The 24,677-nt window shown below is 67.0% G+C and carries 23 protein-coding genes; 12 read left to right on the top strand and 11 right to left on the bottom strand.

The genetic code is table 11. From position 1 onward, the window contains the following. Positions 1–6: 6 nt before the first annotated feature. From OXU42_05315 to OXU42_05305, 3 genes are all read right to left on the bottom strand, one after another. Positions 7–1,392, bottom strand: a complete 1,386-nt coding sequence (locus OXU42_05315; protein ID MDE0028810.1) for a UbiD family decarboxylase — start codon at positions 1,390–1,392, stop codon at positions 7–9. Between the two features lie 77 nt (positions 1,393–1,469). Next, positions 1,470–3,836, bottom strand: a complete 2,367-nt coding sequence (locus tag OXU42_05310) for a xanthine dehydrogenase family protein molybdopterin-binding subunit (GenBank protein ID MDE0028809.1) — start codon at positions 3,834–3,836, stop codon at positions 1,470–1,472. A gap of 94 nt (positions 3,837–3,930) precedes the next feature. Next, positions 3,931–4,614, bottom strand: a complete 684-nt coding sequence (locus tag OXU42_05305) for an iron-containing redox enzyme family protein (GenBank protein MDE0028808.1) — start codon at positions 4,612–4,614, stop codon at positions 3,931–3,933. Between the two features lie 157 nt (positions 4,615–4,771). Here OXU42_05305 and OXU42_05300 point away from each other — a divergent pair, with 157 nt between their 5' ends. The 10 genes from OXU42_05300 (at position 4,772) to OXU42_05255 (ending at position 14,384) form a co-directional block, all read left to right on the top strand. Further along, positions 4,772–5,962 (top strand): ABC transporter substrate-binding protein, encoded by a 1,191-nt coding sequence (locus tag OXU42_05300; protein ID MDE0028807.1) that lies wholly within the window; start codon positions 4,772–4,774, stop codon positions 5,960–5,962. 60 nt (positions 5,963–6,022) lie between these two features. Next, the gene (locus tag OXU42_05295; protein ID MDE0028806.1) at positions 6,023–6,883 is read left to right on the top strand and encodes a branched-chain amino acid ABC transporter permease; all 861 of its coding nucleotides are present in this window, start codon (positions 6,023–6,025) and stop codon (positions 6,881–6,883) included. A 24-nt stretch (positions 6,884–6,907) separates the two neighbouring features. Continuing rightward, a complete protein-coding gene (locus OXU42_05290) occupies positions 6,908–7,891 on the top strand; it encodes a branched-chain amino acid ABC transporter permease (protein ID MDE0028805.1) in 984 nt (327 codons plus the stop codon). A gap of 26 nt (positions 7,892–7,917) precedes the next feature. Further along, the gene (locus tag OXU42_05285; GenBank protein ID MDE0028804.1) at positions 7,918–8,658 is read left to right on the top strand and encodes an ABC transporter ATP-binding protein; all 741 of its coding nucleotides are present in this window, start codon (positions 7,918–7,920) and stop codon (positions 8,656–8,658) included. Further along, positions 8,655–9,404 carry an ABC transporter ATP-binding protein gene (locus tag OXU42_05280; protein ID MDE0028803.1) on the top strand — a complete coding sequence of 250 codons (750 nt, stop codon included), beginning with the start codon at positions 8,655–8,657 and terminating at the stop codon, positions 9,402–9,404. The genes OXU42_05285 and OXU42_05280 overlap by 4 nt, the downstream gene beginning before the upstream one ends. A gap of 150 nt (positions 9,405–9,554) precedes the next feature. Continuing rightward, a complete protein-coding gene (locus OXU42_05275; protein ID MDE0028802.1) occupies positions 9,555–10,799 on the top strand; it encodes an aldo/keto reductase in 1,245 nt (414 codons plus the stop codon). Positions 10,800–10,928: 129 nt separating this feature from the next. After that, entirely contained in the window at positions 10,929–11,852 is a 924-nt protein-coding gene (locus OXU42_05270; protein MDE0028801.1) for an NAD(P)H-binding protein, read from the top strand. Continuing rightward, the gene (locus OXU42_05265) at positions 11,849–12,811 is read left to right on the top strand and encodes a lysylphosphatidylglycerol synthase domain-containing protein (protein ID MDE0028800.1); all 963 of its coding nucleotides are present in this window, start codon (positions 11,849–11,851) and stop codon (positions 12,809–12,811) included. The genes OXU42_05270 and OXU42_05265 overlap by 4 nt, the downstream gene beginning before the upstream one ends. 56 nt (positions 12,812–12,867) lie before the next feature. Continuing rightward, on the top strand, positions 12,868–13,140 hold the full coding sequence (locus OXU42_05260; protein MDE0028799.1) for a type II toxin-antitoxin system prevent-host-death family antitoxin: 273 nt from the start codon (positions 12,868–12,870) through the stop codon (positions 13,138–13,140). After that, positions 13,131–14,384: an MFS transporter gene (locus tag OXU42_05255; GenBank protein MDE0028798.1), complete on the top strand. Its 1,254-nt coding sequence runs from the start codon at positions 13,131–13,133 to the stop codon at positions 14,382–14,384. Before OXU42_05260 ends, OXU42_05255 begins: the two co-directional genes overlap by 10 nt. On the opposite strand, the gene OXU42_05250 is transcribed toward OXU42_05255, so the two are convergent. From OXU42_05250 to OXU42_05215, 8 genes are all read right to left on the bottom strand, one after another. Continuing rightward, a complete protein-coding gene (locus OXU42_05250) occupies positions 14,381–14,866 on the bottom strand; it encodes a hypothetical protein (protein ID MDE0028797.1) in 486 nt (161 codons plus the stop codon). The genes OXU42_05255 and OXU42_05250 overlap by 4 nt on opposite strands. 98 nt (positions 14,867–14,964) lie before the next feature. After that, positions 14,965–15,483 carry a 3-hydroxyanthranilate 3,4-dioxygenase gene (locus OXU42_05245; GenBank protein MDE0028796.1) on the bottom strand — a complete coding sequence of 173 codons (519 nt, stop codon included), beginning with the start codon at positions 15,481–15,483 and terminating at the stop codon, positions 14,965–14,967. A gap of 70 nt (positions 15,484–15,553) precedes the next feature. Further along, positions 15,554–16,048: a protein-tyrosine phosphatase family protein gene (locus tag OXU42_05240; protein MDE0028795.1), complete on the bottom strand. Its 495-nt coding sequence runs from the start codon at positions 16,046–16,048 to the stop codon at positions 15,554–15,556. A gap of 93 nt (positions 16,049–16,141) precedes the next feature. After that, positions 16,142–17,155 carry a hypothetical protein gene (locus OXU42_05235; GenBank protein MDE0028794.1) on the bottom strand — a complete coding sequence of 338 codons (1,014 nt, stop codon included), beginning with the start codon at positions 17,153–17,155 and terminating at the stop codon, positions 16,142–16,144. A 12-nt stretch (positions 17,156–17,167) separates the two neighbouring features. Continuing rightward, positions 17,168–18,445, bottom strand: a complete 1,278-nt coding sequence (locus tag OXU42_05230) for an MFS transporter (protein MDE0028793.1) — start codon at positions 18,443–18,445, stop codon at positions 17,168–17,170. A gap of 21 nt (positions 18,446–18,466) precedes the next feature. Beyond that, a complete protein-coding gene (locus OXU42_05225) occupies positions 18,467–19,555 on the bottom strand; it encodes an amidohydrolase family protein (GenBank protein MDE0028792.1) in 1,089 nt (362 codons plus the stop codon). A 59-nt stretch (positions 19,556–19,614) separates the two neighbouring features. Continuing rightward, a complete protein-coding gene (locus OXU42_05220; GenBank protein ID MDE0028791.1) occupies positions 19,615–20,727 on the bottom strand; it encodes an amidohydrolase family protein in 1,113 nt (370 codons plus the stop codon). An 84-nt stretch (positions 20,728–20,811) separates the two neighbouring features. Beyond that, positions 20,812–22,272: a hypothetical protein gene (locus OXU42_05215; GenBank protein ID MDE0028790.1), complete on the bottom strand. Its 1,461-nt coding sequence runs from the start codon at positions 22,270–22,272 to the stop codon at positions 20,812–20,814. Between the two features lie 254 nt (positions 22,273–22,526). On the opposite strand from OXU42_05215, the gene OXU42_05210 reads away from it, so the two are divergent. Beyond that, complete coding sequence (locus OXU42_05210) at positions 22,527–23,414, top strand: EamA family transporter (GenBank protein ID MDE0028789.1); 888 nt, start codon at positions 22,527–22,529, stop codon at positions 23,412–23,414. A 90-nt stretch (positions 23,415–23,504) separates the two neighbouring features. Beyond that, positions 23,505–24,677 (top strand): iron-containing alcohol dehydrogenase family protein, encoded by a 1,173-nt coding sequence (locus OXU42_05205; protein MDE0028788.1) that lies wholly within the window; start codon positions 23,505–23,507, stop codon positions 24,675–24,677.

Genomic DNA, 24,677 nt, shown 5'->3' with positions numbered 1-24,677 from the left:
TACGCGCTACTTGAAACGCGCGCCGAAATACTTCGACAGGTCGATGCCGTCCGTCCCCGGGACCTTGATCTCCAGCGGGTAATCGGACTTGCGGGTGGCGTCCACGCCGACCTTGGTGACCAGGTGGGATCCGCCGGCCGGGTCGTAGGACGCCGGGTCAAGCGGGGACCCACGGGAGTGGGTGATCATGAACACGTCGCGGTCCGCGCGCACGCGGGTGGCGATGGCGTGCATCACGTCGCTGTCGTTGCTGATGTCCACGTCGTCGTCCACGCAGATGACGAACTTGAGGAACGGATCGGCGGCGAAGGCGGCCATGGCCGCGTTCTTGGCGTCGCCGTCGATCATGGACTCCATCTGGATGTAGCAGATGTAGCGGGAACGCCCGCAGGGCGGCACGTAGACCGCCTTCACCCCGGCGCTGGCGATGCGGCAGGTGTGGTAGATGTAGCTGTTCCGCGTCACCCCCGACAGCAGCAGGTTGTCGGCGTGCCCCACGAACGAGCTCTGGTAGAGCGCGTTCTTCTTCATGGTGATGGCCTTCACGTACACCACCGGGTTGATGCGCTGAGGGCCGTAGGTGCCCGGATACTCGCCGAAGGGCGCCTCTTCCTCCATCTCGGTGGGGTGGATCTCGCACTCAAGCACGATTTCGGCCGTGGCCGGCACCTCGACGTCGATGGTCTTGCACTTCACCAACTCCACCGGCCGGCCCAGCATGGAGCCGGCGATGCTGAACTCGTCGGTGTCGATGGAGGTGAAGCTCAGGTTGCCGATGTTCATGGCCGGGTGGCCGCCGATGACCGCCGCCATCTGCGTGGGCAGGCCCCGGGACTTGTTCTTCTTGAGGATGTAGTGGCCGTGGGCGGTCTCGGAGATCTGGATGCCGAAGCGGTTCTTGCCCTTGAGCTGCAACCGGTAGATGCCGGCGTTGCGGATGCCGCTGTCCGGTTCCTTCATGACGTCGAAGGCCAGCGTGATGTAACGGCCGGCGTCGAGCTCATGGTACTGCAGGATCGGGAACATGGTGACGTCCACGTCGTCCCCGGTGAGCACCACCTCCTGGCACGGCCCGCTCTCCACCTCCACCGGCGGCAACGGGTTGGCCTCGCGCCTGCCGTACTCATGGATGAAGTCCGCGGGCGTGGCGTTGTAGGGCAGCCCGATGGCCATGGCCAGCCGCGGGAAGCTCGCGTGCATGTTGGTGACGAGGGGGATGGAGGACCCTTTGACGTTCTCGAAGATCACGCACGGAAACTGCTGCTGCCGCTCCAGCTTCGCCAGGATCCCCGTCACCTCGAAGATCGGGTCCACCTCGCGGGTGACCCGGATCACCTCGTCCGGATAATTGGCCTCGAGAAAGTCGATGGCTTCCCCGAGGGTATCCCCCATGCCATTGGTTGATGCTGCCATAGTGGCGGACGGCTTAGCATGCGGGTTTTTTCGCCGCAAGCGGGACCCAGGGGGGGTCAATCACGGTGACTGCGTATCAGCGCCAGCACCCGCTCGGGGGTCACCGGGGTCTCGGATATCTCTATCCTGGCGATGGGCCGCAGGGCGTCCACCACGGCATTGGCCACGGCCACCGGCGGGGCGATGGCGCCGCCCTCGCCGATGCCCTTGAGGCCGAGGGGGTTGAGGGGGGAGGGGGTCTCCAGGTGCACCTGCTTGATGGCGGGCACCTCGCCGCAGGTGGGCATCAGGTAGTCCAGGAAGGTGCCGGTAAGGAGCTGGCCCAGGTCGTCGTAGACGAACTCCTCGTAGAGCGCCCCGCCGATCCCCTGAGCGACGCCGCCGCGTACCTGCCCCTCGACGAACAGGGGGTTGATGGCCGGTCCCGAGTCGTGCGCCACCGCGTAATCCAGCAGCGTCACCTCGCCGGTTCCCGCGTCCACCTCCACCACGGCCACGTGGGCGGCGTGGGCCCACGTCACGGTCTGCGGCACGTAGTAGTAGCTCGCCTCCAGATTGGGCTCCATGCCCTCGGGCATCCTTGAAGCCCAGCCGGGCACGGCAGCGCCGGCCAACTCGGCCAGAGAGACGCCATGGTCCGGCCGCTCCGCCACGAAGACCCGGCCGCCGCGCGTGGTCAGGTCGTCGGGGTTGGCTTCCAACAGATGACCGGCCAGTTCGAACACCTTGGCCTTGAGGCGCCGGGTGGCCTCGTGGATGGCGGTGCCCGCGTTGACGGTGCTGCGGCTGGCGAAAGTGCCGCAGCCGTAGCGAATGGCGTCCGTATCGCCCCCCACCACGGTGACGTCCTCCGGCGCCACGCCCCAGAGGTCGGCGGTGAGCTGGGCGAACACGGTCTCGTGTCCCTGTCCGTGGCCGCTGGCGCCCACCGAGACCAGCAGTCCGCCGGACGAGTCCACCTCCACCCGGGCGCCCTCGAAGGAGCCCACGCCGGTCCCCTCGGTGTAGAAGCCGATACCGACGCCCACGTAGCGGCCGTCGCGCGGAGCCTCCTTCTGCCGCGCGCGCACCTCCTCGTACCCGCACGCGTCCAGGGCCTTGCGCAGCGTGGCCGGAAAGTCGCCGTTGTCGTAGCGCACGGGCATGCCGTCGCGGTAGAGGACGCCGGCGTCGTACGGGATCTCCTCGGGTTGCACGAAGTTGCGGAAGCGCACCTCCGCCGGGTCGAGGTCCAGTTCGCCCGCGATGCGGTCGATGCAGCGCTCCATGACGAACACGGCCTCGGGCCGGCCGGCGCCGCGGTAAGGCGCGTTGGGCACCTTGTTGGTGGTCACGCAGGTGCCGGTGACCGCGAGGTTGGGGATCCGGTACGGCCCCTGCAGGTGCGCCGAGGTGTTGTAGGCGTCGGTGAGGCCCATGGGGTTGTAGGCGCCGTTGTCCAGCAGGAAGCGGTCCCTGAGGGCCAGGATGCGGCCGTCGCCGTCGAAGGCCAGCTCCATGTAGTGGATCTGGTCCCGGGCGTGAGCGGTGCTGATGAAGTGCTCGCGCCGGTCCTCGATCCACTGCACCGGCCGGCCCAGCTCCAAAGCAAGGTAGGGAACCAGCACCTCCTCGGGATACACCACCACCTTGGGACCAAATCCGCCGCCCACGTGGGGCGCCACCACGCGGATGGTCTCCTCGGCCAGTCCGAGCTGGGAGGCGATCTGCCGGCGCACGCTGTGAGGCACCTGGGTGGAAGACCACACGGTCAGGCGGCGCGGCTTGACCTCGGCCATGGCCACGACGCCCCGTCCCTCCATGGGAATGCCGCCGTGGCGCCGGTGGTGCAGCCGCTCCTCGATGCGGTGGGGCGCATCCGCGAAGGCCCGCTCCACGTCGCCCTTGGCGATGCTGAAGTGGAACACCACGTTGTCATCGGCATCGTCGTGGATCGGTACCGCGTCCGGCGCGAGCGCCGCCTCCGGATCCACCACCGGCGGCAGCTCCTCGTAGTCGACGGCGATGCCGTCGAGCGCGTCCTCGGCCTTGTAGCGGTCCTCGGCCACGACCATGGCCACGGGCTCGCCCACGTAGCGCACCTTGTCCAGGGCCAGCACCCGGGCGCGCGGTCCCTTGAGCACGGGCTTGATGGCGTTGAGCCACGGGGGCGGGTGGAACTCGAAGCTCGATGGGAAGGGCGCGACGGCGTCGCGCACGTCCGCGCCCGTGAGCACCCGCACCACTCCCGGCATCGCCAGCGCCGCGCTCACGTCGATGCTCCGAATCGTGGCGTGGGCATGGGGGCTCCGCAGCACCGCCGCGTGCAGCATCCCCGGAAACCGCAGGTCGGCCACGTAAGCTCCCTGGCCCCGCAGCAGCGGCTCCGCCTCGCGCATGGGAACGCTGCGCCCCATGTGGCGTATGGCGCCCTGATCCTTCATGGTTTCACTTCCGAGTTGCCCCTCCACCCCTGGATTCCCGCTTTCGCGGGAATGACGGAGGGGTGCAGTAATGACGGACGCAGGTGACTCGACCCTAGATCGTCCAGATGTCGTACAGCAGCTCCATGCGCCGGAACATCATCTCCCGCGTCTGCTGCTGCAGGTTGGTCGAGGTGAGGTAGCGGCGCGCGATCTCTTCCGCCAGGGAGCCGTGCTCCTCGTCGGCCTCCACGTGCACGGTGAAGAAGCGCACCGACTCGGGCGACATGCCGTAGCTCTTCATGAACCCCTTGCCCAGCAACGCCGCGGCCGGTCCGAACGTGCCCTCGGCGCCTATCTGGGCCGCCATCACCACGAACCACGGATGCGTGTGGATCACCAGCTCGGCGAAGTAGAGGTGCGCGGCGGTGGCCGGCAGCAACTGCGGGTTCTCCAGGTCCGCCCGCGTGAGTCCGATGGCCTCGGCGAACTCCACGAACATGTCCGGATGGCCGGAGGCGCCCGGCAGCAGGCCGCGGGTTTCCTCCTCCGCAACCTCGAACAGCTTGGGGGCGAACTCGGGGTCGCTGCACGCCACGTAGCGCAGCAGGGCGATGCGCGGCACGGCGGCGCGGAACTGGTAGTCCTGTATCGCCCAGGTGCGGATCAGGTCCATGGAAGCCGTGCCCTCGCATATGGCTTTCACGAACGGGTGGTTGATGCGCAGCTTGTGGAACGCGGCGATCTCTTTCTTGAGTTGCTCGACGAACTCGTTGGACGACAGGGTCGTGCTGCTCATGCGCTTGCCTCCTGTGACGAAGGGTTGAGGTACGCGTAAGGCTATCGGCTTTGCCGCAGGAATGCGAGTTGGCCCGGGGCCATTGCCGTGTCAACGACAGGGGTGTTAAGATCGATCCGCGCTCGCGGGCGCCAGCAGACTCGAAGGAGGTGACACCATGAAGACTATAAGACTTCCGGCCGCATTGTTCGCGGCTTTGTTGATCGTGACCGGGGTTGCATGGGCCGAGACGGTCAAGGTGGGCGTGATCCTTCCGTACTCTGGCCCCAACGCGCAACTGGGACAGCAGGTGGACCGGGGCTTCGAGCTTTACCAGAAGCTCCACCCCAAGGGGACGGGCGACCACAAGATCGAGATCATCAAGCGCGACAGCACCGGCCCCAAGGCCGACGTGGCCAAGCGCCTGGCCACCGAGCTCATCACCCGCGACAAGATCGATATCCTCGCGGGCGTCGTCTACTCCAACAACGCCTTCGCCATCTCCGACGTGACGCGCAAGGCCAAGGTGCCGTTCCTCATCATGAACGCCGGGACCTCGGCGATCACCACGCGTTCTCCATACACCGCCCGTGTGTCGTTCACCATGTGGCAGGCGGCGTACCCGTTGGGGAGGCACGCCTACGAGAAGATGAACATCCGCACCGCCGCCGTGGCCTACGCCAACTACTCGCCGGGCAAGGACAGCAAGACGGCGTTCACCAAGGCGTTCACCGCCGCCGGCGGCAAGGTCGTGGCGGACATCCCGTTCCCGTTTCCTAAGATCCCGGACTTCACGCCGTTCCTGCAGTCGGTGAAGGATGCCAAGCCCGATGCGCTGTACGTGTTCATCCCGGCGGGCAAATGGGCCACCGGCGTCATGAAGACTTACGACGACCTGGGCATGAGGGCGGCGGGCATCGAGCTGATCGGCCCGGGCGACATCACCCAGGACTCGGAGTTGCCCAACATGGGAGAGGTTCCCCTTGGCGTCGTCACCATGCATCACTATTCGGCGGCCGCGGACCGGGCCGAGAACAAAGCCTTCGTGAAGGCATGGAAGGATACCTACGGCGCCGACAGTACGCCGGACTTCTTCGGCGTCCAGGGCTGGGACGGCATGGCCGCGATCCATGAGGCGGTGCGGCGCCTGAACGGCAAGATCGACGCCGACAAGGCCCTGGCGGTGTGGAAGGGGTGGAAGTTCAACAGTCCGCGCGGCCCCATCATGATCGATCCCGAGACGCGCGACATCGTGCAGAACCAGTATCTGCGCAAGGTCGAGAAGCGTGACGGCGCCCTCGCCAACGTCGAGACCGACACGCTCGAGATGATCAAGGACCCGTGGAAGGAGCTGGAGAGCAAGAAGTAGCGTGCGTGCTCGCAAGGTATCGCGCCGCCCCGCGATAACGTGGGGCGGCGCGCCGTACCCGTGATCAACTCCCTCGTCAGCATTGCGTTCGACGGCCTCGCGTTCGCAATGGTCCTGTTCATCATCTCGGTGGGGCTCTCCGTGACCATGGGCCTCATGGGTTTCGTGAACTTGGCCCACGGCATGTTCGCCATGCTGGGCGGGTACATCGCGGTGTCCTTCATCCGGGAGTGGGGGGTGCCGTTCCTCCTTGGCGCGCCCCTGGGCTGCGTGGCGGTGGCGCTCATCAGCATCGTGCTGGAGCGTACGCTCTACCGCCGCCTCTACGGCGCCGACGAACTGCAGCAGGTGCTCCTGACCATCGGCCTGGTGTTCATGGGCATCGCCGTGTGCACGTTCCTCTGGGGTCCGTTGAACGTGCAGCTCGATGTCCCGTCCTACCTCAAGGGCCAAGTGGACCTCGGGTTCCGGGACTTCCCCACCTACCGCACGTTCATCATCCTGGTGAGCGTTACGGTGATCATCGGCCTCTGGTACGGGTTCGAACGCACGCTGCTGGGCGCCAAGGTGCGCGCCGCCGTGGACAACCAGCGCATGGCCGAGACCGTGGGCATCAACATCCGGCGGCTGTTCACGCTGACCTTCGCCTTGGGGAGCGCCCTGGCGGCACTGGGGGGCGCCCTGGGCACGGAGATCCTGGGTCTGACCCCCACCTACGCGCTCGAATACCTGGTCTACTTCCTCATCGTGGTGGCGGTGGGCGGCCTCGGGAGCCTGCGGGGGGCCTTCGCCGCCTCCCTGATCCTCGGCATCGTGGACACCGCGGGAAAATACTATCTGCCCGCCTTCGGCGCGTTCTTCATCTTCGCGGTGACCATCATTCTGCTCCTGTGGCGCCCGCAGGGGTTTTACGCCCGATAGGGGCCGCGCCGCGCAGGGTCCGGTATGGAACAGCCGGCTTACCAGAACGCGCTTCGAACCGCCGCCGTCCGTCCGGCGGAGATGCTCCCCTGGCTGGCGGCGGGTCTGGGGTTCTTCCTGTTCCCCGACTACCTGCAACTGGGTTCCCAGATCCTCATCATGGTGCTCTTCGCCATGTCGCTGGACATGATCCTGGGTTACGCGGGCATCGTGTCCCTGGGCCACGCGGCCTTGTTCGGCACCGGGGCGTACACCGCCGGCATCCTGTCGGCGCACGTGGGCTGGAGCGAACCCCTGAGCGGGTTGGTGATCGCGGGCCTGGTGGCGGGCGCCGTGGGCTTCGTGTGCGGCGCCGTGATCCTCTACACGCGCGGGCTCACCCTGCTGATGCTGACGCTGGCGGTGACGATCCTGTTGCAGGAGCTGGCCAACGAGCAGGAGCACTGGACCGGCGGCGACGACGGTCTGCAGGGCGTGGTGATGGAACCGCTGTTCGGCGTCTTCGAGTTCGATCTCTACGGCCAGACCGCGTACCTGTACGCCCTGGCGGTGCTGTTCGTCATGTTCCTCGCCGCCCGCGCCATCGTGAACTCGTCCTTCGGGCAGTCGCTGCGCGGCATCCGGGAAAACGAACGGCGCATGCACGCCATCGGCTGTCCGGTGTACCGTCAGATGCTGCGCGCCTATACCATCGCCGCGGTCATGGCCGGCGTCGCCGGCGCCTTGTTGGCGCAGACCACGGAGTTCGTGGCCCTGGACGTGCTCAGCTTCGAACGTTCGGGCGACGTGATGATCATGCTGATCCTCGGCGGCACCGGCCGGCTGTACGGCGCGTTTATCGGCGCGCCGCTGTACATGATCCTGCAGGACCAGCTCGCCAAGCTGAGCCCGGAATACTGGCTCTTCGGCATCGGCGCGCTGCTTGTGGCCACCATCCTGTACGCCCCCGAGGGCATGCTGGGGCTGACGGAGCGCCTGCGTGCGTGGGTCAGGCGGGAGGGACCGTGAGCGCCCCCCTGCTGGAGGTCCGCGACCTGTCCAAGAGCTTCGGCGCCCTGGTGGTGGCGGACGCGGTTTCCCTGGCCCTGCGGCCCGGCGCCCGGCACGCCCTCATCGGCCCCAATGGCGCGGGCAAGACCACCCTGGTGAACCTCATCACCGGCACCGTCGAGCCCTCCGGCGGCGTCATCCTGCTGGACGGCCAGGACATCACCTACTGGCCTCAGGCGCGCCGGGTGAAGCGCGGGCTCGCGCGCACCTTCCAGATCAACACACTGTTCCGCGGCTTGAGCGTCCTTGAAAACGTCTGCATGGCCGTCAGCGAGCGGCGTTCCCTTTCGGCCAGGCTGTGGCGGCGCGCCGACGCGCGCGGCGATGTGATCGCGGAGGCCATGACGCTCCTTGAATCGGTGAAGCTCGACGACGACGCCCAAAGGCAGGTGCGCGAGCTTCCCTACGGCCGGCAGCGGCTGGTGGAGCTGGCCATCGCCCTGGGCCTCCACCCCAAGGTGCTCCTGCTGGACGAGCCGGCCGCCGGGGTGCCGTCCACCGAGAGCCACGTGCTTCTGGAGGCGGTCGAAGCCTTGCCCGAGTCCATCGCCGTGCTGATGATCGAGCACGACATGGACATCGTCTTCCGCTTCGCGCAAAGGATCACGGTGCTGGTTGCCGGCGCGATTCTCACCGAAGGCACTCCCGCCGAGGTGGGCGCGGACCCGCGCGTCCGGGAGGTGTACCTGGGCGAGAACGCCGAGTTGCACGGAGGAAGGCGTTGAACGCTCCCGAAAGCCAGGCCCCGGGCGCGGCTCCGGACAAGGCCCTCGCCCTCGCCGGCGTCCATGCCGGCTACGGCCGGACCGTGGTGCTGGAGGACATCGACCTGGCCCTCGACCGCGGCGAACGTGTGAGCATCATCGGCCGCAACGGCGTGGGCAAGACCACGCTTCTGGGCACCGTCCTGGGCTACACCACGCTCCACTCCGGGCGCATCGAGCTGGCGGGGCGCGACATCTCCAATGCCAGGACCTACGACCGCGTGCGCGCCGGCCTGGGGCTCGTGCCCCAGGAACGCGAGGTGTTCCCGTCACTGAGCGTGTACGAGAACCTGGCGGTGGCGCGCCGCGCCGGCGGCTGGACCTTCGAGCAGGTCTACGAGCTGTTCCCGCAACTGGGCTCGCGCACCACCCACAAGGGCAACCAACTCTCCGGCGGCGAGCAGCAGATGCTTGCCATCGCCCGGGCGCTGGTGGGAAACCCGGCGGTGCTGCTCATGGACGAGCCCACCGAGGGCCTGGCCCCGGTCATCATCGAGCAGCTTGTGGACGCCATGCACACCCTGCGCGCCCAGGAAGGGCTCACCATTATCCTGGTGGAGCAACACACCGGCATCGCCCTGGAGTTCTCCGACCGCACCGTGGTCATGAACCGCGGCCGCATCGTCTACGACGGCCCCAGCGCCGCCCTCGCCGCCGACGAGGCACTGCTAAACTCGCTGGTGGGCGTCGCCGGGGATGAGGCCTGATCCGTCAGCGCGCGTGTTCGGGTGCGGGCATGTGGATGTGAATTCCGGAAATGCTCGTTGGACAATCGGTGTCGTTTCAGGTCTACTCTTTCCATAACGTATTGTGCATGAGTCTTTCGGTGAGATCGGCGCAAGACTCGAGGAGCCGCCATGAAGAAGTCCGACGAAGCTGAGAAGCTGGGCCGGCGCGAGCTTTTCCGCCGGGGTGCTCTGGCAGGGGTAGCCGCGGGGCTGCTGCCTTTCACCGGGAACGCGGCCGGGACGGCGCGCGCCGCAACCCGTGCCGAGGTGAAGCGCTACGTCACCCTTGGCCGCACCGGACTCGAGATCTCCGACATCTCGTTCGGCTCCAGCCGCCTCGACGCCGGCGAGGAGCACCTGGTGCTGGACGCCCTGGACCGCGGCATCAACTACTTCGACACCGCCGAGAGCTATCGCGGCGGCGATTCCGAGATCACCATCGGCAACGCGCTCCGGGGCAAGCGCGACAAGGTTTTCATCGCCTCCAAGACCCACACCAGTTCGAGCGAGGGCAGGGCGTCGATGATGCGTTCCCTGGAAGCCAGCCTGCGGCGCCTTCAGACCGACTACGTGGACGTGTACTTCACCCACGCGGTCAACGACGTCGGCCGGCTCGAGAACCCCGAGTGGCACGCCTTCGTGGACCAGGCGAGGAAGCAGGGCAAGATCCGCTTCACCGGCATGTCCGGTCACGCCGGCCGGCTGATCCAGTGTCTGGACTATGCGCTGGACCGGGACATGATGGACGTCCTCCTGGTGTCCTACAACTTCGGCATGGACCCGAAGTTCTACGAACGTTTTACGCGCGGGTTCGACTTCATCGCGCGCCAGCCCGATCTCCCGCGGGTGCTCCAGAAAGCCAAGACCAAGAACGTGGGCGTCATCGCCATGAAGACCCTCATGGGCGCTCGCTTGAACGACATGCGCCCGTTCGAGAAGGACGGCGCGACCTACGCCCAGGCGGCGTTCCGCTGGGTGCTGTCCAATCCCGACGTGCACGCGCTGATCATCTCCATGACCGACGCGGGCGGCATCAAGGAATACCTGGGCGCCTCCGGCTGGACCACCGCGGCGCGCGGTGACTTCGAGCTGCTCAAGGGCTACGCGGCCATGAACGGCGCCTCCTACTGCCGCCACGCGTGCAACGACTGCGAGGGCGCCTGTCCCTACGGCGTCCCCATCGCCGACGTGCTGCGCACGCGCATGTACGCCCGCGACTACCAGGACGAGAAGCTGGCGCGCAGCGAATACGCCCTCCTCGGCCGAGGCGCCGAGGCCTGCCTCACCTGCCCGACCCAGGCGTGCGCCGGCTCATGCACGCACGGGCTTCCGGTGGAGAAACTGCTGGCACCGACGCACCGGATGCTGAGCTGACGCCGTTCCAACCGAAACGCCGGCCCCGCACGACGCTGTTGGCACCAATATGCGGCTGAGACCCCGGAACCGTCATTCCCGCGAACGCGGGAATCCAGGAGCGGTGGGGCTGGGAGTCCTGCCATCGATATCGTAGTCACTGGGGCCAACGGTGTGGTGGGAGTCGCGCTGATCCGTCTTCTGGCGGAATCCGCTCGTCCACCGGGTGAACGTGTGAGTGCGCTGGTGAGAGGACCCGCCCAGGCCGCCGTCCTCGACGGTCTCCCGGTCGAAGTCCGCCAAGTCGACTACGGCGATTCCGGATCGTTGGCGGACGCGGTTGCAGGTGCTGCCGCCGTGGCGCACTTGGCCGGGGCACTCCAGCCTCGGCGTGGCGAGCGGCTCCAGGATGCCAATACCGCGACCACCCGAACCGTGCTGTCCGCCGCCAAGTCCGCCGGCGTTGGTAGGTTCGTCTACCTGAGCGCGCCGGGCGCGAAGTTGAACTCGCCCAACGAGTACCTGCGTTCCAAGGCTCAGGCCGAATCGGCCATCCGCCGCGCGGGATTCGAGACCGTGGTGTTCCGCGTCCCCATGGTGCTGGGCGGGGGAACGCCGTCGACGCGCACTCTGTTCCATCTGGCAGCGAGACGGGTGGTACCCCTGGTGCGCGGCGGCAAGGTGCGCATCCAGCCGGTGGCGCTCGCGGACGTGACCCGCGCCATCCAGTGGGCGCTCACGGTGGAGACCGCCCCGGTCCACGTGCTGGACCTTGTGGGTCCCGACACCCTGACCTACGCCGAACTGCTGCGCCGGGCCGCGGCCCGCATGGACCGCCGTCCGCTGGTGGTGGGTGTGCCCGGCTGGCTGGCAAAGGCAACCGCCGTCATGGGCGGACGGCTGGGGTGGGGCTGGAACCCGACCCTCTTCGACACGCTGTTCAACGAGCATCTCGGGGACGCCACGGAAACGCGCGAGCTTCTGCCGTTTCCGTTGACCCCGGTGGACGAACTGCTGGATGAACTGTCGGCGCAGGCTCACAGGCAGGCTACCCAACACGGACAAGGAACGTGAACGATTCAGCGACTCGTGGAACAACGGCTTCGCCGAAGGAACAGAGCCTCCTGGCTCGCCTCGTGCCGGTCGCGCTGACCATCATCATCTTCGGCATCATCTTTTGGCGCATCCCCTTCGAGGCCTTCTGGCAGGCCGTTTCCGGCGCGCGCCTGCTGCCGTTCTTCGCCGTCATGGGCTCGTTCTCGCTCTGTTTCTTCCTGGCGGACTCGGCGGTGCTCACCGCTTTGATTCGCTGGTTTCACGGACCGATCCGTTACCGGGAGCTGCTGCCGGTGCGCGCGTCCACCTACGTCGTGGCCATCATCAACACGCAGCTTGCCCAAGCGGCGCTGGCGCTTTACCTGAACCGTCGCTTCCGCACGCCCCTGGGCGAGATCACCAGCACCGTGGTGCTGCTCATCCTGCTGGAAGCCACCAACCTCATCTTCTTCGCCACCGTGGGCTCGGCCGCTTTCCCCGGCGGTACGCCGGCGGTCTTCTTCGTCCTGCCGGTGCTGCTGGCACTGATCTGGCTCACCGTGGTCGGCATCGCCCGCGGCCGGCTTGGGGCGCTGGGACGGCGTTTCGGCGGCAACGTACTGCTGTCCACGTTCCGCCGGGTGCGCTTACGACAGTCCCTGGCGATCCTCGTCCTCAAGGGCTCGGTGTTCTTCCTGTCATTGCTGGTCCATTACCGGGCACTCACGTTCTTCGGCATCGAGATCCCCGTGCTGCCGCTGCTGGCCTTCCTGCCCATCGTCTACCTGGTGGCCGCGCTGCCCGTCACCGTGGCCCACCTCGGCACCTCCCAGGCCGCCTGGATCTTCTTCTTCGGCGGCTACGCCGCCGAGGCCGACCTCCTCGCCTACAGCCTCGCCGCCCACCTCACGTTCATGCTCGCCAACGGTTCCTTCGGCCTGATCTTCCTGCCGCGGGTGTACGCGGATTTGTTCGGGAAGAGGACCGTACAGGACTGACCTTTGGGCTTCGGGGAGTTGCGTGTTATCTGGTGAGGACGGCAGGGGAGGAGCACATGATCAACATCTGGAAGCTCGAGCAAGCAAAGACCCGCCTCGAACAGGTGGTGCATGATGCCATGGAGTCGGGTCCGCAGACCATCATGGTGAATGGCCGCAGGACGGCGGTGGTACTGTCCGCGGACGACTACGACCGCATGGCGCGGTCGGAACTGTCGACGGCCGAATTTTTGAAAAAATCTTCCTTGGTGGGAGTCGATCTCAACATCAAGCGCGACAAGTCACGGCCGCGAAGCAACAGGGCGACGGGCGGTTTGGCATGTCGATGATCGCTCCCGACCATAGTCCGCTCGTCCGTTCCCGCACCCAGCGTCTCGTAGACGCCGCCCGCGACCTGGGACAGGAACGGCTCCGTCTGCTGGCCGTCGTGACCGGCGGACACATCGTGATCCACTGGTTCCAGCAGTTGTTTCCGGTGGCGTTGCCGTTCATCAAGGCCGGGCTCGGTCTCAACGCGGTGCAGGCAGGGGCGCTGGGGGCCGCGCGCCAATTCGGGCAGGGTACCCTCAACCTTCCCGCCGGAATCCTCGCAGACGCCCTGCACCGGTACCGGGACATGATACTGGCCTCCTCCCTGGTCATGATGGGGCTGGCGTACCTGCTTTTCGGAAGCCGCGGCGGCTTCGGTGTCGCTTTCGCCGCCAGCGTGCTCATCGGCTTCGGCACCGCCTTATGGCATCCGACGGCCGCGGCGACACTCACGTCCAAGTTCCCGGAACGGCGGGGCACGGCCATCTCGGTCCACGGCACCGGCGCCACGGTGAGCGACAGCCTGTCGCCCCTGGCCCAGGGCGTGCTGCTGGCGGCGTTGCCGTGGGAGGGTATTCTCTGGTGGCAGATCGTTCCCGGGATCCTCTTCGGTTTTCTGGTCCTTCGCGGGCTCCTCGGGTTGTTCCGGCAGGATGAAGTCCCCCGGTCGCGCATCGGACGCTTCGGCGAGATGATGGCGCTGCTCAGGGACGGCACCTTTGTGGCGATATCCGCCTCCCGAGGCCTCCTCACCATGGGCCGGGTCGTGGTCCTGACCTTTCTGCCCATCTACCTCGTGGAGGAGTTGAAGCTTTCGGCAAGTCTGCTGGGTGTCTACTGGATGCTGCTCCACGTCGTCGGCATCTTCTCTCAGACCCCGCTGGGCTATCTCTCCGACCGCTACGGCCGGAAGCTCGTGCTGGTCCCCTCGATGCTTGTCCTCGCGGTCCTCTACATGCTGCTCGCCGTGGCGCCCCCCGTGCTGGGCTTGACCCTCGTCATCACCGCCATCGGCACCTTCTTCTACACCCTGATGAACGTGCTCACTGCGGTCATCGCCGACGTCTCCGGCGCCAACGTGCAGGCGTCGTCCCAAGGCCTGACCACGGTAATCGCCCAGATCGCGGTCCTGCCCACGCCCATCATCGCCGGCTACCTGGCCGATCTCTACGGCCTCGGCTCGGCCTTCGTGCTCGCGGGGGTTTTCGTCTTCGTTGCCGCGGCTTGTTTGATGCCGCTCAAGCTGTATGGCGGCGATCGCTAGTCGCCGGATGAGTCGGACCGCCGAAGATTGCGTGCAAAGACCAGCGCCGTGTAAACGAACACCGCGTTCCCCGCCCAACCGAGCCACACGGGTGCCCGATCCCGGTCCAGCCAGATTCCCAACACAACGGCGCCCACCAGCAGGTAGTAGATGACGCCGGCGGCCTTTCCGGGGAGGTCCTCCAGGAGTTGCGGCCCGGTGTCGGCGTGCGCCGTCCTGTTGCGGTACAGGAACTGCGCCGCGAGGGCGGCGATGCCCAAGGGTACCCAGTAGCCCACGAGTTCGAGCCATGCGGCCGCCAGAAGGGCCGTCGTGTTGAAGAGCACGTCCGCCGAGGCGTCGAGACGGGCCCAGCGTGCGCTCGGGGCGCCGGAGCGGCGGGCGAAGTAGCCGTCGGCGAGGTCTGAAGACGCAGTGACGACGTACAGGGCGAACAGTAGCGCACCGGGGGAGCCTGGGGCTCCCCGGTAGGTTTCGACCATCAGGTAGATGAAGGGGACCGGGGCGGCGAAGCGCCCCAGGGTCAGCGCGTTGGCGAGGCCGCGGTAGAGCCTGGAAGTGGGTGCGCGCGGGTCGCGGCTCAGTTGAGCGGCTCCATGACGGTGCCGCAGCCGTCACACTTGCGGTTGGCCTCGTTCTTCCAGAAGCGCTCGAAGATGGGCGGGAGTTGGGCAACGATGTCGGTGAGCTGCACCGATTCCTCGTAGATCTTGGCGTTGCAGTCGTCGCAGTACCACTGGAACCAGTCCAGCTCGCCTTCACGCCGCTGGCGCTCGACGACGAGCCCGACGGTGTTGGCCCTCCGTTGCGGCGAGTGCGGCACCTTGGGCGGCAGCAGGAAGATCTCGCCCGCGCGGATGGGGATGTCCCGCGGCGCTCCGTCCTCCATGATGCGCAGCGTCATGTCGCCTTCGAGCTGGTAGAAGAACTCCTCGCCCTCGTCCACGTGGTAATCCTTGCGGGTGTTGGGTCCCCCAACCACCATGATCGTGAACTCGGTGTCCTTGTAGACCACCTGATTGCCCACGGGCGGCTTGAGCAGGTGACGGTGCTCATCGATCCACTTGGAGAAGTTGAGAGGGGGTGTGATGCGGCTCATCTTCATGTCCTCCCTTGAAGCTCGATATCCATTCCGGACGATTGAATGATGCCCCTAGCCCTGGGACCTGTCAACTCGCCTTTTCCGACCCGTTCAGCAGGCCCGCCGCCCACCGGATCACGTCGTCCTGGGCGGCGTTCTCGGGGGCGGAGCCGACCTTGCGCACGGCCGCGCGCGCAGCGGCCGGGGCCAGGCCCAGGGCCAGCAGCACGCACACGGAGAAGGTGCCTGTGCGGCCGATCCCTGCTGCACAGTGAACCAGCAGGGTCTCTCCTTCGTCGAGCAGGCGCGCGGCTTTGCGGGCCATGGCCCAGAATGCTTTACGGTCGGTGGGGGCCTCGAAGTCCTCGATGGGAAAGCTCTCGTGCACCCACGGCATCCGCGCCTCATCGACGGCGCGGGCGTAGAGCGGCGACTTGTCGCGCAGTTCTTCCGAGGGCACGAGGCAGATGACGCGGGTGACGCCGTGGTCGATGATGGCGCGCCACGCCTCCTCGAACACCTCGTAGCGGCCGGGCATGCTGCCGACGTAGAGACGGCCGGCGACACCTTCAGGCAGTTTCACGAGGCGATACATCGGTGATGGTTCGTGGTGATGTCAGTATCCTGTCCGGATAATTTGCCCGATCATAGTGGGTAGGCGGCACTCGCCGTACGGTCACAGCGTCCGGCGCAACTCCGCGGCGGCATCCGCCAGAAGTTTCGCCTTGGCGAACGCCAGTTCGCGGCTCACGGTCATGAGGCCGCAGTCGGGAGCCAGCAGGAGCTTGTCGGCGTCGAGGTAGCGGAGGGCGTCACGGACGCGCGTCACCACGGTGTCCACCGGGGGCACGGGGGTGTCGCTGGGGTCCACGGCGCCGAACAGGACAAGGCGCTCCTTGCACGGTTCGAGGATGGCCGGGTCGTAGTTGCTGCGCGCGAATTCCACGGCCAATCCGCCGATGTTGGTTTCGAGCAACAGCGGGAAGAGTTCCGGGTACTCGTACTCGTGCTGCAGGCTCTTGCCGCCGGGATAGCCGTAGCACAGGTGCACGATGGTGGGGATGGTGATGCCTTCGATGCAGCGGTCCAGGGCGCGGGCGCCGTAGTCGGCCACCTTCTCGTGGTAGCGGGTCATGGCGGGCTCATCGATCTGCACCACGTCCGCCCCGGCCGCCTGAAGGTCGCGCAACTCGGCGTTCAGGACCGCGGCCACGTCCATGGCCATGGCGGCCTCGTCCCCGCCGTAGTGTTCGTCCAGGGTGCTGTCAATAACCGTCATGGGTCCGGGCACTGCCATCTTCACGGGCCGGTCCGTGCGCGACTTGGCGAAGCGCAGGTCCTCCACCACGGCCGGGACCCGCCGGCTGATGGGGCCGTACACGCGCGGCACCTGGTGCACCTCCTCGCGCCGCCGGTACAGGCCCTTGGGCACGCGGTTCACCGTGTCCACGCCCTCCATGGAGTTCAGGACGTGGTCGATGAAGTGGGGACGGCGCTGCTCCCCGTCGGTGACGAGGTCGAGACCGGCCAGTTCCTGGCCGCGGATGGCGAGGGCGGTGGCGTCGTCCAGGCCTTCCTGCAAGAGGTCTCCCTCCAGGTTGAAGGTGACCGTGCTGCGGACGGCGCTGGCCAGCCAACCGGGCCGGGGAAAGCTGCCGATGGTGGTGGCGGCGATGGGTGGTAGCTGCATGAGAGTCTCCGTTTACGCGGTGCCCGCCGCCGGGGTCAGGCGGGCCGCCCGCGGCGTGATCTGCAACACCAATGCGGCGGCGATGAGCGCCATGGTGGCGCCGGCGAGGAACGCGTACTGGTACTCGCCGAACGCGTCGTACACCACGCCGGCGATATTGCCCGCCGAGGCGGCGCCAAGCTGGTGCGCCAGGAAGATCCAGCCGAAGATGCGCGCCACCGCGTGCCGGCCGAAGGTGTCCGCGGCGATGGCCGTGGTGGCGGGGCCGGTGGCGTACCAGTCGATGCCGTACACCGTGGCGAACACGATCAATCCCGGCAGGCTGTCGACGAAGGGCAGCAGGAACAGCGCACAGCCGCGCAGGAAGTAGGCCAGGGCCAGGACCTTGCGCGCGTCCACCCGGTCCACCAGCCAGCCGGCGCCGATGGTGCCGATGAAGCTGATGCCCCCCATGACCCCCACGATGAGGCTGGCGACGACCGCGGCGATGCCGAGGTCCTCGACGACATGGGGTATGAGGTGCAGGCCGATGAGCCCGTTGGCGGTGACGCCGCAGACGAAGAAGCCCGCGCTCAGGAGCCAGAAGGTGGAGCTGCGGAAGGCGTCGCGCACCGGGGTGGCCGACGCCGGCACGTCGCGCCGGGCGGCCGCGGCGACGCTACCGGTGTCATGCTGGCCCAAGGGTTCCAGGCCCACGTCCGCCGGTTCGTCGCGCATCCACATGGACACCAGTATCATCAGCCCGAAGGCGATGACGCCCAGGAACAACATGCTGCCGCGCCAGCCGCTGGCGGCGATGATGATGGTGAGCAGCGGCAGAAAGACCATCTGCCCGGCGGCGTTGCCGTTGGTGAGGATGCCGATGGTGACGCCGCGGTGCCGCACGAACCAGTGGTTGGCCACGGACGCGGCGAGCACCGGGGTGGCGCTGGTGCCGACGCCCACCACCAGGCCCCAGAAGAACAGGAGCTGCCACCATTGCTGGATGAAGGCCGTTGCCACCAGCCCCACCGTCACCATGGCGAGCGAATAGTACACCACCCGGCGGGAGCCGTAGCGGTCCACCAGCCAGCCCGCCAACGGTGCGCCGATGCCGAACAGGAGGAGGTTCATGGCGCCCGGCACGGAGACCAGGGTGCGGCTCCAGCCGAACTCGGCTTCCAGCGGCTTGATCAGCAGCGTTGCGGCGGAGCGGGTGCCGGCCGCGGTGAGGTTGACGCAGAAGGTCAGCGCCACGACGACCCAGCCGTAGAAGAAGGGGACCGAGAGGGGAGGGCGGCGCTGCGTCACGGTGAGAAGCCCGGCGGCACCCTATCCGAGTTGGTAGAAGCGCCGGGCGTTGCCGTGGAGGATCGCCGCCTTGTCGTCGTCGGTGAGCTTGGGGTTCTCCCGCAGTTCCTGGATCTCTTCCTTCGCGGTCGCGTGGTTCACCTCGTGCGGAAAGTCGGACGAGTAGAGGAACGGCTTGTTGCCCGCGATGCGCACGGCGAAGGGAAGGGTCAGCTCGCCGCCCTCCACGCCCACGAAGATCCGGCCCGCGTCCACGTGCTTGAGGACGTAGTCCGTGACGGATTCATTGTCCCCGAGCCGGAGAAAGCGCCCGTTGGGATCGTACTGGACGTGGCTGCTCCAGGAACGTTCGAAGCGCTCCAGGCAGTTGATGAACCACGCGGCTCCGGCCTCCAGGAAGCCGAAGCGGGCGTTGGGGCAGCGGTCCAGCACACCGTTGAAGACGATGCCGGCGAAGTTCACCATCTGCCCGAACGGGTGCCCCAGGGCGTTCACTGGCGCATAGGGGCTCATGTCGTCCAGCCCCATGTTGTCGTGGATGCCGCCGTGGACGGCGATGGCGCAGCCGAGCCGGTCCGCCTCTTCGTAAATGGGCCAGTAGCGCTCGTCTCCCAGGTGGTTCTGAAGCTGGGCCGCGCCGGTGCCCGGCAGCATGGCGCCGGTGAAGTGAAGCTCCTCGACGATGCGCCGCAACTCCTCCGCCGCGGCTTCCGGTTCCTGCAGCGGGATCAGTCCCACGGCCTGGAAGCGCGGATTCCGGGCGGTGTACTCGTCGTGGATCCAGTCGTTGTAGGCCCGCGCCAGCTCGATGGCCCAGTCGCGGCTCACGATCCGGCCGAAGGTGAGGCCGTTGGAAGGGTAGAGCACCGTGCTTTCGACCCCTACGTCTTCCAGGAACTCCACCCACCCCTCGAGGCCAACGTTGGCGAACGCGCCCTCGGGAACGAAGTGGCGGTTGGCCGCGTGCAGGTGGTCGTTGGGCGCGAAGGGACTGCGCACGGACCAGTTCTTCCCGCGGTACGCCTCGGGCATCCGCGCCCAGATGGCCTCGTGGTCCTCCACCACATGGCCGTCGCCGTCCACGATCATCTGATCTTGCAACGTGCTCACGGTTGGCCTCCCGTTCATTCTCCATTCGTCCTGAGCGTAGCGAAGCGAAGTCGAAGGGCCTACGCGCCCTGCGCCGCGCCCTCGCCCAGCCGGTAGAACCGCTGGGCGTTGCGGAAGAGGATGGCGTCCTTGTCGTCGTCGCTCAGCTCCTCGTTCTCCTCCAGCTCCTGCAGCTCGTGCTTGCACGTGGCCGCGTCCACCTCGTGGGGGTAGTCGGACGAGAACAGGAACGGCTTGTTGCCCACCACGCGCACCGCCTCGGCGATGGACAGCTCGTCGCCCTCCACGCCCACGAAGATGCGGTCCTCGTCGATGTGGCGGCAGACGTAGTCGGTGATGCTCATGCCGTCGTCGAGCTTGAGGAAGCGCCCGCGCGGGTCGTACTGCACGTGGCTCGCCCATGAGCCGCTGAACCGTTCAAGGCAGGTGAGCAGCCAGGCGCAGCCGGCCTCCAGGAAGCCGATGCGGAGCCCCGGGAACTTGTCCAGGACGCCGTTGAAGATGACGCCGGCGAAGCAGATCATCTGCCCCATGGGGTGACCCAGGGCGTTCACCGGCGCGTACGGCGTCATGTCGTCCATGAGCATGCCCTCGTGCGCGCCGCCGTGGATGCCGATGGCGCATCCCAGCCGCTCCGCCTCCTCGTAGATGGGCCAGTAGCGCTCGGAGCCCAGGTGCGGCATGTTGGCGCCGGTGGACGGCAGCATGGCGCCGCACAGGCCCAGCTCCGTGACCATGCGCCGCAGTTCCGCGGCCGCGGCCTTGGGCTCCTGCAGCGGCAGCAGCCCCATGGCCTGGAAGCGCGGGCTCCGGGCCACGTAGGTCTCGTGGATCCAGTTGTTGTAGGCCCGCGCCAGCTCGATGGCCCAGTCGCGGCTCACGATCTTGCCGAAGGCCAGCCCGGCGCTGGTGTAGAGCACCGTGGCGTCGATGCGCACGTCCTCCAGGAACACTTCCCAGCCCTCCGGCCCGACGTTGGCGAAGGCCCCTTCCGGGACGTAGTGGCGGTTGGCCGAGTGCAGGTGGTCGATGGGCGGAAACGGGCTCTTGGCGCGTGCCTCCGAAAAGGTCTTGCCGATGTACTCCGGCGGCATGTTGTCGATGATGGCCGCAATGTCTTCGACCACGTGGCCGTCGCCGTCGATGATGCGTCGGGGACTGGTTGAGGTCACTGGGTTCCCTCCCTGGTACTGGAATGGAGCGGTCGCGGATGGCGGAAGACCGTCCTTCGGGATTATCCGATCGGCGGCAGCGTGTCAATCTGCGCCGGCCCGGCCGAGGGTCAGCGAGAAGTCGGGTTTGCGGATGTAGATGTGGTTGGCCTTGTCCTGGCGGGTCAGCTCGCCCACCAGCCGGACCAGGGGCGTGCTCGCGCTCAGGTACTCCTTGGGGCGGCCGCCGTCGGGCAGGGCCTTGACCGCCTCCTCGCCGGCGAAGACCCACAGCAGGAACTCCTCGTCGGACACGTGGGTGGCGCCGATCTGGCGGCGCACCTCCTGGATCGACGGCGTGGGCAGCTCCCAGTGTTCCCACTCCTTGGCGCGTGGGCGGCCCAGGATCTTGTCCTTGACCTCCGGGTCCATGTACTCGGCGCCTTCCTTGCCCCAGTAGCCCAGGGCGTACTGGATGGCCTGGTCGGTGACCTCCTTGTAGCGCTCGCCGCAGATGACGTTGATGGCCGCCTGGGTGCCCACGAACTGGGACAGCGGCGTCACCATGATGGGATAGCCCCACTCCTCGCGCACCCGGACGCATTCCTCAAGGATGGCGTCGAGCCGGTCGCGCATGTCGATGAGCGCGAGCTGGTGGCGGAAGTTGGAGATCATGCCGCCGGGCACCTGGTGCGTGTACTGGGACTCGTCGTACTCCACCACCCGGCCCACCGGCAGGTTGTCCCGCCGGGCGATGTACTGGAGCTTCTCCGTCACCGGCCGCAGCACCTCCTCGTCGATGAGCGGGTTGTGCCCCATGGCCCGGAGGTTGCGCGCCACGTTGAAGATCGACGGCTGCGCCGAGCCGTTGGCCAGCGGCGGGATGCCCGTGTGCAGCGTGGTCAGGCCCATGTCCACGGCCTCCAGGTAGCATAAGGGCGCCAGCCCGTTGTTGCAGTGGGCGTGGAACTCCACCGGCGTGTCGCCGATGTTCTCCAGCACGATGGGGATCAGCGTGCGCGCCCGCTCCAGGGTCAGCAGCCCGCCCACGTCCTTGAAGCAGATCCGCACCGGGTTGATGGCCGCGGCCTCCCGCGCCTTTTGCGCGTAGTATTCGTCGGTGTGGCGCGGCGACACCGAGTAGATCAGGTTCACCACCGTGTCCATGCCGAGCTTCTTGAGCCCGGTCTTCTCCACGTCGAACTCGTCGTAGTTGTTCCACGAGTTCGAGGTGCGCGTCAGCGTGATGCCGTAGTCCATGATGCGCTGGATCATCAGCTCGAACACGCACACCGGGATCTTCTCGATGAGCTTGAGGCCGCCGTGGAGCCGGAGCGGGGTCTTGCGGAAGCGCTTGGTGCCCAGCCGGAACCAGTCCCAGGCGTCCTCCTTCTGCTCGCGCACCAGCTTCTTGAACATCACCGTGACGAAGAACTCGGCCGACTCGAACCCGGCCTCGTCGATGTGCTCCGCCACCGCAAGCATCGCGTCGGTGCGCATGTTCAGCGCCCAAAGGCTCTGGTTGCCGTCGCGCACGGTGGTGTCGACAAAACGGACGTCGCTCATGGTTGGTCCCCGGCTCCTTCAGTGCGGTTCGATACTTAGGGTGTTCCGATACGGAGTGTGTCGGTTTCCAGAATGATGCCCGCAGGGTCCGGAGGTGTCAACTTGGAGCGAATCCGCCAGACAGGACGCTAGCCGGGTCGACGCAGGATGTCCACGCTCTTCGCGGCCCGAGTCAATTGATTTACTCATGGACTTGGTCTATCTCCAGAACTGCCCGCGCTTGCGTGCCTCCAGCGACACGCCCAGCCTCTTCCATGATCGACGACCTCACCCTGGCCATCCTCTACGCTCTCGCCGCCGGCATCATCTGGGGCGTGGTCCCGACCTTGATCAAAAAGGGCATGGCGGAGTCGAACGTCACCATGGCGACGCTCTGGACCCAGTACTGGTCCCTGGCGACCCTGGTGGCGGCGACGGCTTGGCGCGGGGAGTTCGTGACGCTGGACTGGCTCCCGGTGCTCTCCTTCACGCTCACCGGCGTGGCGGCGTGCCTTGGGAAGGTCTTTCTGAACCTCGGCATCGACAGTGTCGGAGCGTCGAAGTCGGTGACGGTCAAGAACTCCTCGCCGCTCGTCACCGTGCTGCTCGGATGGGTGTTCCTGAGCGAGCACGTGGGCTGGGAAATCCTCGTCGGGGTAGTGGTGATCGTGGCCGGCGTGCTGTTCCTGACGGTCAGTCCGCTCGAAGAAGAGGGCGCTCCCAACCGGCTGGTCTACTTCATGTACCCGCTGTTGTCCTCGTTGGCCTTCGGCATTAATCCGGTCTTCAAGAAATGGGGCTTGCTGGCAGCCGGGGTGCCGGCCTTCGCGACCCTGATCAACCACATAACGTCCACGGTGCTGCTGTTCACGGCCGGCCCCTGGTTGGGCATCCAGGCTTGGCGGCAGGAACGGGTGCCGTTCAAGAGTGGAGTGCTCTTCGCCATTGGCGGCGTCACGGAGGCCCTCGCCTCGCTCTGCACCTACCATGCGCTCCTGCTGGCCCCCGCGGTCCTGGTGGCGCCCATCTGGCGCATCTCCCCGCTCATCACCTTCGCGCTGTCCCACTTCACCCTCAGGGCCCTGGAAACCGTGACGCTGCGGGACGGGCTGGCCGCGGCTTGCATCGTCGGCGGGGTCTGGGTGCTGAGTCACGGGGGTTGACCGAAGCATTCTGTTGGACATGTGCACGCGGCGCCGTTGACAAACCCGGCTCGGTACCCCACACCTGACGGATCAGCGAGGAGGTAACGGATGGCGGTTTTCCCGTTCGAGTACAGCAATCCGCGCGTGGAGCGCATCGTTTTCGGCCGCGGGGTCGTGAAACAATTGGCGGACGAGGTACGGCGCCTGGGCGCGGAACGCGTGTTCGTTGTGACTTCGCCTTCCATCGCCAGATCCTACCTGCTGGACGCGGTCCGGTCGGCATTAGGCGACCTTTGCGTGGGCGTCTTCGATACCGTGCAGCCCCATTCGCCCACGGACTCCATCGCGGTGGCGGCGAAAGAGGCGACGGATGCTGCGGCCGACGCCTTCGTCAGCGTCGGCGGCGGCAGCTCCATCGACACCGCCAAGGGCATGGCCGCGCTCATTTCGGAAGGCCGTCCGCTGAAGGACTTGGCCACTCACTTCATCCCGCCGGACAAGAAGGAAGTGCCGCCCATGCCGGCGCCCAAGCTGCCGCACATCGCCATCCCGACGACCTTTTCCGGCGGCGAGTACAGCTATTCGGCGGGGCTGGCGGAAGGAGGCCACAAGCTCATCCTGGCCGATCCCAAGATGTCGCCGCGGACGGTCATGCTGGACCCGGAGGCGGCGCAGACGGCCCCGCCCAAGCTCCTGGCGGCGTCCGGAATGAACGCGCTGGCGCACTGCGTGGAGGCCGTATACTCGACCCAGACCCAGATTCTGAGCCAAGCCTACTGCCTGGCGGCCATCGGACCCATTACCACCTACCTGCCTCGGCTGGTGGCGGACATGAACGACTTGGAGGCCATCGGCGAAATGCAGGTGGCGGCAACTCTTTCCAGCTTGGGGGTCTACAGCGCCTGGACCGGCATTCACCACGGCATCGTCCATGTGATCGGCGGCCGCTTCACCGTGCCCCACGCCAACATCCACGCCTTGATGCTGCCCTACGCCATGCGCTGGAACCTCGACGGCACCACCGACGCCATGGCGCGCATGGCCCGGGTCATGGGGGTCAACGAGCCCGACGACCTCAAGGCCGCGGCCGAGGCCCCCGAGGTGGTGTACCGTATGAACGTCGACATGGGACTGCCGCTGCGGCTCCGGGACCTGGAGATCCCGCGCGACGCACTGCCGTCGCTGGCCGAGGCGGCCCTGGACGACATCAGCACCCACAACAACCCCAAGAAGATCCACTCGGCGTCGCAGGTGCTGGAGTGCCTGGAGATGGCCTGGTAG

Source organism: Deltaproteobacteria bacterium (assembly GCA_028818775.1).
Taxonomy (GTDB): Bacteria; Desulfobacterota; Binatia; order UBA9968; family JAJDTQ01; genus JAJDTQ01.
Note: the sequence above shows the minus strand (reverse complement) of the source record. Positions and strands in the feature narration are given on the sequence as shown.